Source organism: Pseudoalteromonas sp. T1lg75, from assembly GCF_002964705.1.
In the GTDB taxonomy this organism is placed as follows: Bacteria; Pseudomonadota; Gammaproteobacteria; order Enterobacterales; family Alteromonadaceae; genus Pseudoalteromonas.
In genome coordinates this window covers 31865-46783 of record NZ_PQCD01000015.1, presented here as the reverse complement: position 1 = coordinate 46783, position 14919 = coordinate 31865, and the positions used below count along the sequence as shown (strand labels likewise).

At 50.6% G+C, this 14919-nt stretch carries 16 protein-coding genes and 1 pseudogene; 3 read left to right on the top strand and 14 right to left on the bottom strand.

The window, feature by feature from the left end; all coding sequences use genetic code 11:
• Position 1: 1 nt before the first annotated feature.
• On the bottom strand, positions 2-1435 hold the full coding sequence (gene ccoG / locus C2M36_RS02825) for a cytochrome c oxidase accessory protein CcoG (RefSeq protein WP_105253608.1): 1434 nt from the start codon (positions 1433-1435) through the stop codon (positions 2-4).
• Between the two features lie 213 nt (positions 1436-1648).
• Between ccoG and C2M36_RS02820 the strand changes: the two genes are divergently transcribed.
• Entirely contained in the window at positions 1649-1990 is a 342-nt protein-coding gene (locus tag C2M36_RS02820; RefSeq protein ID WP_105253607.1) for a hypothetical protein, read from the top strand.
• Between the two features lie 6 nt (positions 1991-1996).
• Entirely contained in the window at positions 1997-2194 is a 198-nt protein-coding gene (locus C2M36_RS02815) for a hypothetical protein (RefSeq protein WP_105253606.1), read from the top strand.
• 34 nt (positions 2195-2228) lie between these two features.
• Here C2M36_RS02815 and C2M36_RS02810 read toward each other — a convergent pair whose 3' ends face one another.
• From C2M36_RS02810 to gspC, 13 genes and pseudogenes are all read right to left on the bottom strand, one after another.
• Positions 2229-2834: a UPF0149 family protein gene (locus tag C2M36_RS02810; protein WP_105253605.1), complete on the bottom strand. Its 606-nt coding sequence runs from the start codon at positions 2832-2834 to the stop codon at positions 2229-2231.
• The gene (locus C2M36_RS02805) at positions 2834-3598 is read right to left on the bottom strand and encodes a type II secretion system protein N (RefSeq protein WP_105253604.1); all 765 of its coding nucleotides are present in this window, start codon (positions 3596-3598) and stop codon (positions 2834-2836) included. The genes C2M36_RS02810 and C2M36_RS02805 overlap by 1 nt, the downstream gene beginning before the upstream one ends.
• Positions 3599-3600: 2 nt before the next feature.
• Positions 3601-4071, bottom strand: coding sequence for a type II secretion system protein GspM (gene gspM, locus C2M36_RS02800; protein ID WP_105253603.1), 471 nt, complete (start codon positions 4069-4071; stop codon positions 3601-3603).
• Complete coding sequence (gene gspL, locus C2M36_RS02795; RefSeq protein ID WP_158678846.1) at positions 4068-5273, bottom strand: type II secretion system protein GspL; 1206 nt, start codon at positions 5271-5273, stop codon at positions 4068-4070. Before gspL ends, gspM begins: the two co-directional genes overlap by 4 nt.
• Positions 5270-6265: a type II secretion system minor pseudopilin GspK gene (gene gspK, locus C2M36_RS02790; RefSeq protein WP_105253601.1), complete on the bottom strand. Its 996-nt coding sequence runs from the start codon at positions 6263-6265 to the stop codon at positions 5270-5272. Before gspK ends, gspL begins: the two co-directional genes overlap by 4 nt.
• Positions 6255-7043 carry a type II secretion system minor pseudopilin GspJ gene (gene gspJ, locus C2M36_RS02785; protein ID WP_105253600.1) on the bottom strand — a complete coding sequence of 263 codons (789 nt, stop codon included), beginning with the start codon at positions 7041-7043 and terminating at the stop codon, positions 6255-6257. The genes gspK and gspJ overlap by 11 nt, the downstream gene beginning before the upstream one ends.
• A gap of 5 nt (positions 7044-7048) precedes the next feature.
• Positions 7049-7456 (bottom strand): type II secretion system minor pseudopilin GspI, encoded by a 408-nt coding sequence (gene gspI / locus C2M36_RS02780; RefSeq protein ID WP_234399078.1) that lies wholly within the window; start codon positions 7454-7456, stop codon positions 7049-7051.
• Positions 7453-8037, bottom strand: a complete 585-nt coding sequence (gene gspH / locus C2M36_RS02775) for a type II secretion system minor pseudopilin GspH (protein WP_105253599.1) — start codon at positions 8035-8037, stop codon at positions 7453-7455. Before gspH ends, gspI begins: the two co-directional genes overlap by 4 nt.
• A gap of 2 nt (positions 8038-8039) precedes the next feature.
• Positions 8040-8462, bottom strand: coding sequence for a type II secretion system major pseudopilin GspG (gene gspG, locus C2M36_RS02770; protein WP_105253598.1), 423 nt, complete (start codon positions 8460-8462; stop codon positions 8040-8042).
• 44 nt (positions 8463-8506) lie between these two features.
• Positions 8507-9739, bottom strand: coding sequence for a type II secretion system inner membrane protein GspF (gene gspF, locus C2M36_RS02765; protein ID WP_105253597.1), 1233 nt, complete (start codon positions 9737-9739; stop codon positions 8507-8509).
• The gene (gene gspE / locus C2M36_RS02760; protein WP_442792638.1) at positions 9739-11235 is read right to left on the bottom strand and encodes a type II secretion system ATPase GspE; all 1497 of its coding nucleotides are present in this window, start codon (positions 11233-11235) and stop codon (positions 9739-9741) included. The genes gspF and gspE overlap by 1 nt, the downstream gene beginning before the upstream one ends.
• A 52-nt stretch (positions 11236-11287) precedes the next feature.
• Complete coding sequence (gspD, locus tag C2M36_RS02755) at positions 11288-13354, bottom strand: type II secretion system secretin GspD (protein ID WP_105253595.1); 2067 nt, start codon at positions 13352-13354, stop codon at positions 11288-11290.
• A 23-nt stretch (positions 13355-13377) separates the two neighbouring features.
• Positions 13378-14300, bottom strand: a pseudogene (gene gspC, locus C2M36_RS02750) (type II secretion system protein GspC).
• A gap of 213 nt (positions 14301-14513) precedes the next feature.
• On the opposite strand from gspC, the gene hslR reads away from it, so the two are divergent.
• Positions 14514-14915, top strand: coding sequence for a ribosome-associated heat shock protein Hsp15 (hslR, locus tag C2M36_RS02745; RefSeq protein WP_105253594.1), 402 nt, complete (start codon positions 14514-14516; stop codon positions 14913-14915).
• Positions 14916-14919: the final 4 nt, after the last annotated feature.

The following is a 14919-nucleotide window of genomic DNA, read 5'->3' as shown; positions in this document are numbered from 1 at the left end:
CTTAACGACCTTTAAAGAAGTTGCTGCTTTGTTTAATTTGCGTCTCGGGGTCAGCCACCGGATAAAGCACAAAATTAAACTCCGTCATCGGCTTTTTCAGGTCATAGGGATCAATAACCACGGATAGAGGCACATCATGAGAGCGTCCCGGTGCGACGGTAAACTCCAGCTGACCTATTACCTGATAATGCTCCAACCCTTCAACCTCAACCCGGAACTGCTGCTCCACCTGGGCCTTGTTTAACACCTTAAGGGTGTAGGTATTTTCCACCAGACCATCGACATTAACGCGGAACAGCTGATTGCGGTCGCGAATAATATCCAGATCCATGGGTACCCGCATAGCGATATTGGCGGCCAACGCACCAATAAGAATAAAGAGAATAATCGAGTAACCCACCAACTTGCCGCGCACCGGCTTGGTTTTCTCGGCAGAAGCCTCAAGGTTGCGCTCCGTGGTATAGGAGATAAGCCCGCGAGGGTAGTTCATTTTGTCCATAACCCCGTCACAGGCATCGATACAGGCACCGCAGTTGATACATTCATATTGCAGACCATTACGAATATCGATGCCGGTCGGACATACCTGCACACACAGGTTACAATCGATACAATCACCCAGACCCAGCTCTTTGGGGTCTTGTTTACGCCCACGAGGACCGCGGTTTTCACCACGCTTAGCGTCATAGCTTACGGTAAAGGTGTCTTTGTCGAACATAGCCGACTGGAAACGCGAATAGGGGCAGATATGCAAACACATAATTTCCCGCATCCAGCCCGCATTACCATAGGTACAAAGGGCAAACACGACAATACTCAACAGCGCGTAGCCGCCCACCGACAGGGTCACAAAGTCCGGCACCAGTTCACGCATAGGCGTGAAATATCCGACAAAGGTGATGGCCGTATACAAGGAGAATAGCAGCCAGCTGCCATGCTTGGCCATTTTGCGCCAGAACTTATCAAAGTCCATAGAACGCTGATCCAGTTTTTTACGCTGGTTGGCGGTGCCTTCGAATTTTTCTTCAAACCAGATAAAGATGAAGGTCCACACCGTTTGCGGACAGGTATAACCACACCAGACACGGCCATAAAAGGTGGTGACCAAAAACAGCGCAAAGGCGGCGATCATAAAGATAAAGGCTAAGATGGTTAAGTCTTGCGGCCAGAAGGTCAGAGCAAAGATACTGAACTGCTGATTGCCAATATCGAAGAGCACCGCTTGCTGGCCGTTGTAGTTAATCCATGGCAACAACATAAAGGCAAGCATGCCGACCAGGCCGATACGCTGCCTTAGCAACTGGTGTAATCCGGTGACGGCTCGGACATAAATGCGGTTGCGGGGATTAAATCTATCGTATTCGGCCTCACTGGGCTTTTCGATTTTCACGTCACTGGGTATGTTTTTTACCTTGATCCGCTGCTCTTTTTCCATCTTAGTTCCTCAACGCCAGGGATATAGGAATGGGCAAACTCGCCTAATCGGTAATTAGGCTGGTGCTTTGGGGCAAGTATATCAATTCAACCGCCAAAATGATGCAGGTAAGGCGTTATATTTCGCCCTAAGCGCCTTATAAAGCTTGCCTTTAAAACACAGAGTTTACTACACTATCAGCGTACCCGTAGCCACCTAGATCAAGGTTTACTCATGAAGAAGTTATTACTGTTGGTCGTTATTTTGTTAGCACTGCTGAGTGTTGATCATCCGTTGATCAAAAATCCCCGTGATAAAATTCTTGGCACGGTGGTGTCGGATTTAAGTGACTCGACTCAGGTCCAGCGGGAAGTGAAGGCAAAGCATGCACTGACCGAGATCCGCTCGCAACTCAACTTAAACAAAGAGCAAGACGCCCACCTAGCCGAAAGCTTTAAAACGGTCCGCAGTATGCATAACTGGGAAAAGCAATATTGTAAAAATAGGGAATTAAATCAGTTCTTCTATGGTGACGACCTACTGCAAAGCTGCACCATTATCGCCGCGACACACTAGGTAAGCATGGACTTTTCAGCACTCAATAAAAAGCAAGGCGACTCGTTTGCTGAGCAAAAGCGTTTGCTGCAGCAACTGAGCAAGGGTAAAACCGTACTCTGTAAGCGATGCCAGGGCGTCATTAGCCTGCAACTTGCCGAGCCTGGCTATGCCAGGGCCCGCTGCGCGAAAGGCTGCACCGACCTGTTACTGCAACTCGGCTAAGCTCCCACAAGAAGACATAGCGAAAATGGCGGGGTTAAGCTTCCCAGTGCGGCTCGTCATCAAATAAACCACTTTGTACCGCGGTAAGCTCTATGAGCTCAGCGAATCCCAGGCTAAAGTCGGCCATCATATCAACAAGCGCATCGTTAAACGCTTGCTCACCCTGACCGCTGCTTGCCGCGTGCGCGCTAAATTGTTCGGCGTCGGCAAAGAGCCCAAGTACGGTGACCGCCTGAGCGAGCATTTCTTTGCATTGCTCGGGGCAAGAAGGTGCACTGAGCAGGGGCTCGAGGTAATAATTCACACCAAGCACAAAACCTTTCGCCCACTGATGCAAGTCGGCATCGGCAAGCAGATTGTCCTGCCAGCGCTGTGCCACCTGAATATTCTCGGTGAGTTTAAAGCCGCTCTCATACACCTGTTCGCTTACTTTTTGATGCAGACCCATGAGCGCAAATAGCACAGTTTCATCGCATGCGAGGGCATCGCCGCCGAGCACCTCGCGCAGCCACACCTCCTCTTCGATGGGAGCTGGCGCACAAACCAGGGCAAAGAGATAACCCTGAACCTGAGCCAATGGCATGGCATTGTCGGCCGCGCTAAGGTATTCGCGCAAAGACGTTAACAACTCATCATTCATTAGAAATTGATCCGATAACGACCATCGGCGCCCTGCGCTCCAAGGAACTGTACCGCATCATGCACGTCTTTAGGCAGACCAGCATCCGGCTTAATAAAGCCGTTAACGCTAAACTGGCCACGCTCATCAAAGCCGGCGTCAACCTGTAAGCCCAGACGGTTTTCCTTGGTAACGGTCACCTTAGCAGCGCCATTCACACAACCAAGTTCACCTTCAAGTTCACCAATACTAAACCAACCGTTACGACCCTTCACATTGATATCCGCAGAGCTGATGGTACCGGCCAAGGCCTGGCAATGGGGCTCACCAAGCTGGTAGTTATCCAACTCCACAAACACGCGCCCCTTGGCCTCTGTCGGTATGGGTAGGCGCACTCTTTGTAACACTTGCTCGAGCGATAATCGCGCTTGCGCATCATGCAGTTGCAACTCTTTGTTAAACAGGCCATAAACCAATTGACCCTGAGCCGAAAGCTCATTGGCATTACGCTTATTACCCAGCACCAGGTCCGTATTAAGCTTAGTCTGCAGCAGCGCCAGCGGCTGCACCTGCCATCTCACTGTACTCACATACTGACCCTGATAGCGCACGCCATGCACCTGGCCCTGCCAGATGGTTCCCGTGGCCGGCCCCAATTGCAAGCCTGGGGGTAGGTCCTTTTTAAACCATTCCAAGGCCACCGACGCGGGTAACAAAGCGATGGCGAAAACCAGCAAAAATACTACAAATACAACGGCTAGACCGCTGATTTTCTTAACAGACATAGTTACTCCAGAACAATACGACTTACGCGGACATAGCCCGGTTTAGGGTCCAAAGACAGCTCGATATTACTAATGGTCACGCCATGATTCTTGACTATGTCGTCCAACCAGGCCAAGAGTTGATTAAAGGGCACGCTGTCTATATTTAGACGCAAACCTTCACCACTGGGCTGCATTCGGCTTATCTCAATTTGATAGCGCGAACGTGTGCTGTTCACCACCTGGGTAACATTGCCACCAGACACGGCTTTAACGGAGCCGCCCTTAGCCTTAATTTGAACCACACTTTGCTGCACAAACTGCAGCAGCTCTTGTTGTTTACTCAGTTCTTGTTTGGCGTCGGCAACGGCATTATTGAGCGGTCGATAGATCACCATAACAAAGAAGAAGATAATAAAAATAACACCGGCAATGCTTAGCAAGCGCTGTTCTTGTGGCTTCAATGATTGCCAATAATTCGTTAATGCACTCATTGTTCGCCCCTTATGCGTAACTCACCCACCACGCTTTCGCCATCGTTATTTAAAGATCCCTGATCAACGCTAAAACCACGCTGCTCTAATCGCCCTTTGACCTGCGCAAAACTTTGGAAATCTTTGGCTCTGGCGCCAACCCGTAATTCATTCCGGCGCTGGTCAAAACGCAGCGTTTGCGTCACAAACTCGTTGCTCTGCTGCACAATATCGGCGAAATCCTGCAACATCATCAGGAATTCGGCACCGCCATCCTGGCTTTGACCGCCTAGCGCATTTTTAATCTGGTTGCGAATAAGGTGTGGGCGCACCTTTGTGCCGGGGAAGGCCGACTCATAGCTGCTTACCACCTGTTGCTGCACCGACTCGGCCTGGGTGGCATAGTGGTACCACTGCGCACCCTTTACGCCAAGCATAAAGACCAAGGTCACAGCTGCTGCCACCATGGCCGGACGCCATATCTTTATCCAACCGCTGCTTTTTTTCTTGTAGGCAAACGCGCCTTGACGCAGATTGAGAGGTGACGTGGCCTTAGCAAACATGGCCAAAGGCAATTCGAATTTATCTTCATGGCTTTGGGTTTCCACCGCCAATTCGCCGCTAGGTAATGGGCTGAATAAATCCAGGACTTCCACCCCGGCCGCGGTCAAGTAACTCGCCGCCCAGCCCGGTTCCAATTGTGCCCCCTGCCACTGGCCACTGCGCACCAAGAAGCTGTCATCGTTAATGGCTATCGCACTGGCTCTTTGCGCTGCGGGCTCGGGTAGCAACAGGGCATCAACGTACACATTTGCCACCTCTATATCGGCCTCGGCAAATAGCTCCAACCAGTTTTGCAACCACTGTCTATTGACCAAGGCGATATTGATAAAATGGTTTTCTGCCTCGCTATAGGCATTACCATGAGCGATAAACAGGCTGTCGATATCGACCGTAACCTGCTCTTCCACCATAAATGGTAAGGCCTGTGCCAGCTTGCGGTTCCACTTTGCCGGCAGTTTAACGCTTTGCAGCTGTACCTGAGCGCAGGGGACCACCAAAGTGCAATCGCGATTGCGCGCCTTGTCCGTAAGTCCGGATAAGGCTGCGGCATCGACCAAGTGGCCGCTGGCGATAATTTCATCCTCTGCGGGATTATATACCAGCCAGTGAATGGGCTGGTCTGGGCGCTCGCCCACGTGGATCAGTAAGGATTCTCTCACTGCACGCCTCCAAATTTTCGCGCCATAATTGAAATTTCTTTATTATTTATTTGTAATAGCGACGTCATAGTAAACTCAAACTCGACAAAAGTTGCGGTTGTTTGTAATTGAAAATACGAACTTTTCAGCACAAACTGACCATTATCCGCGTCAACATTTCGGCCCCCTTGCTGGGTTACCTCGTTAACAAAGTCGCTCAGCGAATCAAAGCCTTTTTCCGGGCGAGCACTGATCACCGACTGCGCCGATGACTCGTCCAACCCTTCAATCATAGCAGCAAGAAGCAAGGCCTGATCTTCGTTAATGGTATTTACATTCAGAGCAAATACCTCACTGCCCGGGATCACACACACATAGGGTGCCAATTTGCGCATTGCCAGGGGGTTAAAGCCCTTAACCAAGCGCAGCTCGGAAATGTCGGCAAAAAAGTTATTGGCGGTTAAATAAGGCACATCCCGCGATAAATATTCGTCTTCCTCGGCACCTGAGCGCATGGTAATACTGTCTTCATCCACCCAATCGAAGACACTGTCGGCCATCGCCTCTTCGGACTCATCACTGGGCAAATCATCAATTTCTTTTAATAACTCGAGCAGGGCCTTATGGGCCGGATTAGATTTTACATAACCACCGTTTTGCGACTGGGGCTCAGCCCGTAGCGCATTTAAGTTTAAACAGGCCTGCAAGTCTTTTATTTCACCCTCAATGGTGCCGTTATCCACCGGGAACGGGGTGTTGGCCGCCAACGCCCAGCTTTGCTGCAGGTGCATTTTATCCGGCTCTTCTTCGATACTTTCGCGCAACACCTTTTGCGCCAGGGCCTCCGCCGCATAGGCATACCATTTAGCCTGGCGAAAGTCGTTGAGATTCGAAGACTTTTGCACCTGAACCATAAGGTTAATGCTCATTTGTGCGGCAATGGTCGCGGCCAGTGCCACAATAAATAAAACAATTATCAGGGCCGCGCCGCGGTTATGACGATTAGCTGCCATAAGAGCCTCCCGTCGAACCACCGTTACCTCGGTTATTGCCGCCTTGATTATTATTTCCGCCCTGAGAACCACCCTGGCTACCGCCTTGGCCGCCACCCTGGTTACCAGCGCCTGAATTGTTTCCTGAGCCGCCTTGCTGCACTGGGATATCCGCTCCCTGACCCGCCAGTAAAAATAGACGACGAATTGGGTCACCTTCTTTTAAGAGCAGATCCACCGCTACCGCCTTGGGCAGCTGCTCTTGCTGCCACTGCTCCTGCCATTTTTGTGACTGGCCGTCGAAGAACTCAAAGCTAAAATCTTCGACGTCCTGCAACAGCACCTGCACGCGTGGCTCACTGCTATCCAGCTGGTCGACATAAAGGCGATATAAGCGCTCTAAACGCCCTTCCTGCACGCGGTAGGCTACCGCTTGTAATTCACTGCGAGGTAATAAATAGCCGGGATTGGTCCAGCCATTGCGAACAAAGGCAATGCCATCGAGTTCGCTGCCGAATAAAAAACGTTCGTGTAACAGGTATTTTTCCTGAAAATCGCCGGCTTCATTGCGCACCTTGCGCTTACTAATCTGACTAAAGTCCTGCTCCATCACCCGAAAAACCGTCTGCAAACGCGATATCTGGTCCAGGGTCTCTTCTGACATATCCTTGGTGCGCGTGCTGACCTCAAAAATCTGATGAGTGGCAGCGATAATGAAGGCCATGACCCCTAGCGCCACAAGCACCTCGACCAAGGTAAAAGCCCGTTGGCTATGGCCACTGGCTGAGCGGCTCTGCATTCTCATCACGTCCGGCTCGCCTCTTTATCGATATAGGTGGCAAGCTCGTAGGCAAATTGCTCATGCTGTTCATCGGTAAATACGGTGATCACCACCTTCACAAAGCTGCTGTCGGCGGTGCGTATGACTTCCTGTTGCCAATACCAGGTCAACCCGGCCAGCTCTGTTTTACCTTTGGCACCGCTTTTGGCGTTCCAGTTATCCCCTTGGGCGCGAATTTCCACCAGCTGGTTTTCCGCCACCCAGGAGCCATAGGTTTGCTCTTCAATGGCACCGAGGTGATTAATATGTTCGCCACTGATCTGCATGGCGGCGATCCCGGCCATGGCGCAGATACTCAGTGCCACCAGGACCTCAATAAGAGTAAAGCCACCGCAGCGGTTGGCCAGACGAGAAATATACTGAGCCATCATTGCAGCTCTTCTTGGTACAGGCTTACCGGCGCCATAAATTCCCCTTCAATAATGTAAGGGGCAAGATCTTCATCCGTATTCTGTAAGGCAAGGCGCAGTTGGAATGGACTGATTTCACCGGAGGAGAGGATCATCACTTGGGGAATTTGCATTTTTTGCAGCTCAAGAAAGTCATCATCGTCGGCTCCCAATAACTGCTGCCAATCAACCTCATTGAGCAGACTATCCTGCGCCCAGGGAAGGTCTTCTTGATTCAAAGTCAGAGAGAAATCGGGCTCCAGCTTTTTACCTTTAAGCACGCCGTCACTGTCATCCAACGGCTGCCATTTTTGCTCGCCATAAACCATAAACTCATAACCATTGTCGTCATCGATAAACAAGCCGAGCTGACGCTGATTAAGGATGGCGTATTCGGAAGCAAAGTTAATGCTGGTTTGCAAAGCAAACGCCGTTTGTTCTAATTCGTCGTGGCGTGAATCATCAATGCTGTACACAATCATGTTGGCGCTGAACGCAATAATTGCCAGCACCACCAGGATTTCGATTAAGGTAAAACCGGCTCGATGATTCACCGCCTTCATGCTTAGCGCTCTTCTTCGTCCCAGTTACCGATATCGTCCTCGGTGCCCGCTTCACCGTCCGGGCCCATAGAAAACACATCGATCTTACCGATTTCACCTGGGTAGATTAGCTGATAAGGATTACCCCAAGGGTCCAACGGCAATTCATTGATAAAGCCGCCTTCAGGGAAACGCTTTGGAATCGGCTCAATGCTGGTCTTGGTTACTAACGCTTCCAAGCCCTGCTCCGTTGTTGGATAGGTATTAACACGCAGCTTATACATGTTTAGCGCGTCTTCAATTTGTTGAATATCCAGGTGCGCCTTATCCAGATCGGCTTCTTCTTTTTGGCCCATGATATTCGGGGCTACAATCGACATGATCATACCTATGATGACCAATACCACCATCACTTCAAGTAATGAAAAACCAGACTGCTTTCTCATTGTTCGTACCTCTAAATTTACTGAAATCTGTGTTTGTTTGGCCACTATAAGCCAATTGCCTTGTTCATTGCCATGATTGGCTGCAATATTGCCATTACGATAAATAGCACAATAAGCGCCATGCTGGCTATCATTGCCGGCTCTAAGAGTTTTAATGACACATTCACCATGGTCTCAAACTCGCGGTCCTGGTTGTCGGCGGCACGCTCCAGCATTTGCTCCAGTTCACCGGATTTCTCACCACTGGCAATCATATGCAGCATCATTGGCGGGAAGAGTTTAGACTGTTCCAACGAAGCGCGCAGACTGGCGCCTTCACTGACCCGGGTCGCCGCCTCTGCCACCGCCTGTTTAATCTTATCGTTTTCCAACACCTGGCCGGAGATCTTCATGCCTTCAAGCAGGGGCACCGAACTGGAAGAAAGAATACTCAAGGTGCGGGCAAAACGCGCCGTGTTCAAGCCGCGACTGACCTTGCCTAAGCCGGGCATGGCCAATAATCGGGCGTGGTACCAAAAGCGAATATGCGGACGCTTCAACGCCTGTTTGATGGTCACCACGATCGCCACCACAACCACCAGGGTCAACAACCAGTAATTCTGTACGAACTCACTGGCCGCCATAACCCATTCCGTGGTCCAGGGCAGGGCCTGTTTGGATTTCTCAAACGTCTTTAAGATCTCGGGCACCACGGTACCTAGCAAGATAGAGACAATGGCAATGGCAAACACCACCAGTATGGTGGGATACACCATGGCCTGCACGATTTGCGAGCGCATATACTGACGTTGCTCGGTGTAATCCGCCAGGCGATTCAACACCTGATCCAAGTGTCCGGATTTTTCCCCTGCGGCCACCATGGAACGATAGAGGTTATCGAAAACATGAGGAAACTCCGCCAGTCCATCGGCCAGGGTATACCCCTCGACCACCTTGGAGCGGACCGCCATCAGCATCTTCTTTAGACGAGGCTTTTCACACTGTTCGGCCACCGCCATTACCGCAGCTTCTACAGGCAGTGCCGATTGAATCAGGGTCGCCAACTGGCGGGTGATAAGGGCCAAATCTGCAGTGGCGATTTTCGCCTTAAACAGGCCGCTGAACATGCCAGTTTTTGCAGCACTGGCTTTCTCCTGCGAGGCCGCCAGCTCAACCGCTAAAGGCATCAAGCCCTTATCGCGCAGTTGTTGACGTACCTGTTTTGCGGTATCGGCCTCTAAAATGCCTTTTTTTTCTTTGCCTTTGCCATCCAGAGCTCGATATTCAAACGCCGCCACTATTGCTCCTCACGGGTAACCCGTAATACTTCTTCGAGAGTGGTTTTGCCGGCCAGTACACGGGTACACCCGTCGCCGCGAATACTCGGGCTATACTGGCGAATGTATTTCTCAACCGATTGTTCGCCCTTACCATTGTGGATAAGCTCACGAATATGGTCGTCAACAATCAATAGCTCATGGATACCGGTTCGGCCCTTGTAGCCGTTGTAATTGCATTCTTCACAACCGACGGCGCGGTAGATGATGGGCGCCTGCTCGGCACTTACACCTAGCAATTGGCATTCATTGGCATCGGCCTGATGCGGCTGTTTACAACTCTTGCACAAGGTACGCACTAAGCGCTGCGATAAGACTCCAAGCAAGGAAGAAGAAAGCAAGAAGGACTCAACGCCCATGTCTTCCATACGGGTAATAGCACCAGCGGCAGTGTTGGTGTGCAGGGTCGATAATACCAAGTGACCTGTTAATGAGGCCTGCACGGCGATCTGCGCCGTTTCTAGGTCACGGATCTCACCAACCATCACCACATCCGGATCCTGACGCAAAATCGCACGTAGACCACGAGCAAAGGTCATATCCACCTTAGGATTAACCTGTGTCTGGCCGATACCCGGAATTTCATATTCGATAGGATCTTCAACGGTTAAGATATTACGATCTTTACTGTTGATGGCGCTCATCCCAGCATACAAAGTCGTACTCTTACCTGAACCCGTTGGACCGGTAACGAGAATAATACCGTGTGGCTTGCGGATAAGTTCGGCAAACAACTCCTGATTGCGCTCCGTCATGCCTAGATCGTGCAAATTCAGGCGGGCGTTATTTTTGTCTAATAAACGCAGTACCACACGCTCGCCAAAGCTTGATGGCATGGTTGATACCCGCACATCTACGGCACGTCCGGCAATTCGTAAACTAATACGGCCATCTTGTGGCACCCGCTTTTCGGCGATATCCAGCTTGGCCATAACCTTAATACGCGACACCAGTAGCGACGACAATTTACGGTTTGGCTTAAGCACTTCTTTGAGCACGCCATCGACACGAAAACGAATCACCAGATCCTGCTCAAAGGTTTCGATATGAATATCCGAGGCACCTTCTTTAATGGCTTCGCCGAGCATGGCATTGATCAACTTGATGATCGGTGCATCGTCGTCGCCGGCCAACAGATCTTCGGTTTGCGGCAGCTCTTCGGCCAGGGAGAAAAGATCGGCCTCGTTGCCGATATCTTCCATGATCTGCTGGGTTTCAGAACTGTCTCTTTGATAAGACGCTTCCAACAGCAGCTCAAATTTATCTTCTGCGAGCTTTTCCACCACAAAACCGCGGCCGGCGAAGCGGCGCACTTCTAACATCACCTGTGCGTCCAGTTCATTGGCGTAGTACAACACCAATTGCTCGTCAGTTTCGACCAGCAACACCAGGAAGCGCCGAGCATAAGCAAAGGGAAGTCGCAAAGGCGCTGCGGCGAGCACCTCGGATACTTCCATCAGCTCTTCGTCGCTAACCAGCGCCTCAGGTGAGGCATCATTGGCCACTTGCTCAGTCATTGTTACGCTCAGCCTTGTTCTGTTCTCTCAGGTATTCTTCGTACGTCGGTGGCAACACCAGGGCGTCGTCCCACTCAGGAAGCATAGGTACCTTCTCGAATGGCATAAGGTCGATGCCATCATCGTCCTGCTTTAACTGCTCGCCGCGAATAAAGTTATACTTGCTGTGGCTAAGGCGGTTCATGCTTTCGCTGTCGCGTAAGATGGTCGGGCGAATAAAGACGATTAGGTTACGCTTACGCTTGGCCGTACTGGTCGACTTAAACAGGTGGCCCAGCACCGGAATATCACCCAGCAATGGCACCTTAGAAACACTCTCTTGCACGTCTTCATCGATTAAGCCGCCTAGCACCACCATGCCGCCGTCATCGGCTAGTACGGTCGTAGTGATGGCACGCTTGTTGATAGAGATATCCACTGCGGTAGAACCGGCCACGTTCGATACTTCCTGCTCGATTGTCAGTTGTACCGCCGAGCCATCGTTGATTTGTGGTGTTACTTTCAGTTTCACACCCACTTCCTGGCGCTCTACGGTCTGGAATGGGTTATCGTTATTACTGCCGGTGGATGAGCCGGTGATGATCGGAACTTCCTGACCCACGATCATGGACGCTTCTTCGTTGTCCATGGTGGTGATCGACGGCGTCGCCAGAATGTTCGAGTTGGTATCATTGGATACCGCTTGCACAATGGCGCCCCAGTCGTTTCGGACAATACCCATGGCCAGGCCATTGATACCGCCTAGCAGCGCGGCCAATGGGCCTAGATCACCTTCTTGCGTACGTTCAATCGGTGTAACCGTGCCATTCTCTGAACCAATCACGTTATCAATAATGGTTTCATCTCGCGCTTGCTCGGCGGCCACGGCCAATGAACCCACGGGCACAGTAGTACCGTTATTAAACTGCAGCATGCCACCTTCTTCGGTGATCCATTGCAGACCAAAGTTAATGCCGTCGCCTTCCGATACTTCAACGATAATGGCTTCAACCAAGACCTGAGCACGGCGGATATCCAAGCGCTCTATCACTTTCTCAAGCGAGCGCATCATATCCGGCTGCGCGGTAATAACCAATGAGTTAGAATCGCTATGGGCTTCGATGCTGATGTCACCGCGGCTTCGGCGCGATGCACGTTGGTTGGTGGCGGCGCCCTGTTGTTCTTCGGTCAGTGATTTACTCACACCTTGCAGTACGGTGACCAAGTCTTCGGCCTTGGCGTAGTTCAGGTAGAACACCTTGGTGTTACCCGTGCTTTCCAGCTCGTTATCAAGGCGCTTTACCAATTCGATGGCACGGGTACGGGCCTGGCCCTCGCCGCTGACGATCACGCTATTGGTACGCTCATCGGCCACTACCCGCGGGATTAGAAAGTCCGGCACACTGCCCTTGCCGTTGTCTTTAAAAATATTGTCGACCACAGACACCACATCACCGGCGGTCGCGTGCTTAAGGCGGACGATGTCAACGCTCTTATCACCGGCTTGGTCAACCAAGCGAATGATCTCTACCAGACGGTTAACCGACTCGGCATGGCCGGTCAGCATCATAACGTTCGATGGGTTGAAGTTGGTAACATGGCCGCCGTCTTTTTGGTCGCTGAATTGGCGAATAAGCGGGCCCAGCTCTTGCACGGTTACGTTTTTCACTCGCACCACGCGAGTCACCAGCATATCGCCGCCGATACCGTCTTGTTCGCCGATCACCGGAACATTAGACTTTTTCGCGTCCGAGCTTTTTTCTACCTTAAGAATACCGTTTGGCATTTCAACCGCAGCAAAACCGTGCACTTCCAGTACATTGAGGAAGAATTGATAATACAGCTCTTCATCCATTAATTCGTAGCTGCGGACATTGATCTTACCCCTAACATTGGGATCGATGATTACGGTTTTATTGAGGTTTTTACCAACGATATTAATGAATTCATTAATATCCGTTCCTTTAAAATTTGCCGCATACTCAACTGCATACAGGTTTAAACTAATACCAGCGGCAAAAAAGAGCGCACCGTATTTGGCCAGCCCTTTGAAAATTTTTGTGCGAAATTTCGCGCCCATTATTCTTCTCTCCACACTTGTGATTATTGCAGGCTAAATTGCACGTCGATAAGCTGACCATTACGGTTGACCGTAATCGCCGCGTCTGTACTTGAACGAAGCTCCTGCAAAGCCGCCATTGCTTGTTTCATATCGGTGAGTTGATAGCCATTAATCGCAACAGCAATATCATTATTCTCTAAGCCCATCTGCTTAAACAGTTGGGGATCTTTACCCGGGCTTAACTTGTATCCCTGCAACTGCCCTTGGTTGCGCACCGGACTAACACGAATATAGTCCGTTAGCTTGCCAGGATCCGCCAATACCTCTTCGCGTTTTTGTTTTATCGCTGCTTTGAGCTCGGGATTGGTGGTGGCATTAACACTTTGCTTTGCCTGCTGCCGGCTAGGACCGGAGCGTTGTGGCTCCTTGCTTGCCGGAACCGGCATACTGACCGTTTTAGTAAAACTGATACCATCAAGCATCAGGGTTTCAAAACGACCATTAACGTCCAAAATGGCACGATCGGGCATAACCTTCGCCAGTTTCGCTCGGGTGCCCTTGATCACATCATCTATTCCGTAGGTTTCCTGACTGCCTTGCGATTCGATAATGGCCAAACCGGCACTGTTATCATCGGTGGCCGCCACAACCCCGGTCAGATTAATGCTTAAACGTGTTTCGGGAGCGTGCTGATGACTTCTTGCTTGGGCTGCTCCTGCACTACCGCCGCAGCATCACCAAATAATTTCACCGCCTTGATAGCGGCAATATTGACGCCATTTTTTGCCGTCGACGAGGCCGTCGCCGGCGGCATAACCGCCGTAACTTGCGGTTGTGGCCACAGTAACCACACCAACGAAGCCGCTAAATAGCCACAATATATTGTCGTAGCCAGCACTATAGCAGTCACAATCTTCGTCTGTGGAAGCTGTTTAAGCCTTTGTTGTAGTTGGGCTAAATCCAAAACTGTTCACTATTATCATTATGTTAACTAACGCCACATAGTACATTCATCACCTGCGTTCAACAAGCGCGTACTGTAGCAATATGTAAAATTGGGCAACGACTATATAAACTAAGTAAGGCATCTGTATTACAATCTTGCCAACTTTTTTTACACTTGCTTATATGTTAACTTTGCCCCTCTTTATATGGGCTTGCAATTAGGCCAAACACAGTGACTAAAACCCCCGAACAAAAAGCCGACCAGGTACGCATAGACAAGTGGCTCTGGGCGGTTCGTCTTTATAAGACCCGCGCCCTTGCTCGCGAGATGGTGCAAGGCGGCCGAGTGCATTACAACGGGCAACGCTGTAAACCGAGTAAATTGGTTGAAGTAGGCGCGAAAATTCGCCTTGCCCAAGGCTTCGATGAAAAGCAAATTACGGTGCTTAAATTACTTGAAAAACGCGTGGCCGCCCCCATTGCAGTGACTTGCTATGAGGAAACAGAGCAAAGTAAGCAACAACGCGAAGAAAACGCGCTAGCCCGGAAAAATAACGCCTTCTTTGCACCGCATCCAGATCACAAGCCGGATAAAAAACAGCGCCGTGAACTGATCAAGTTTAAAGCCAGATAGAGAT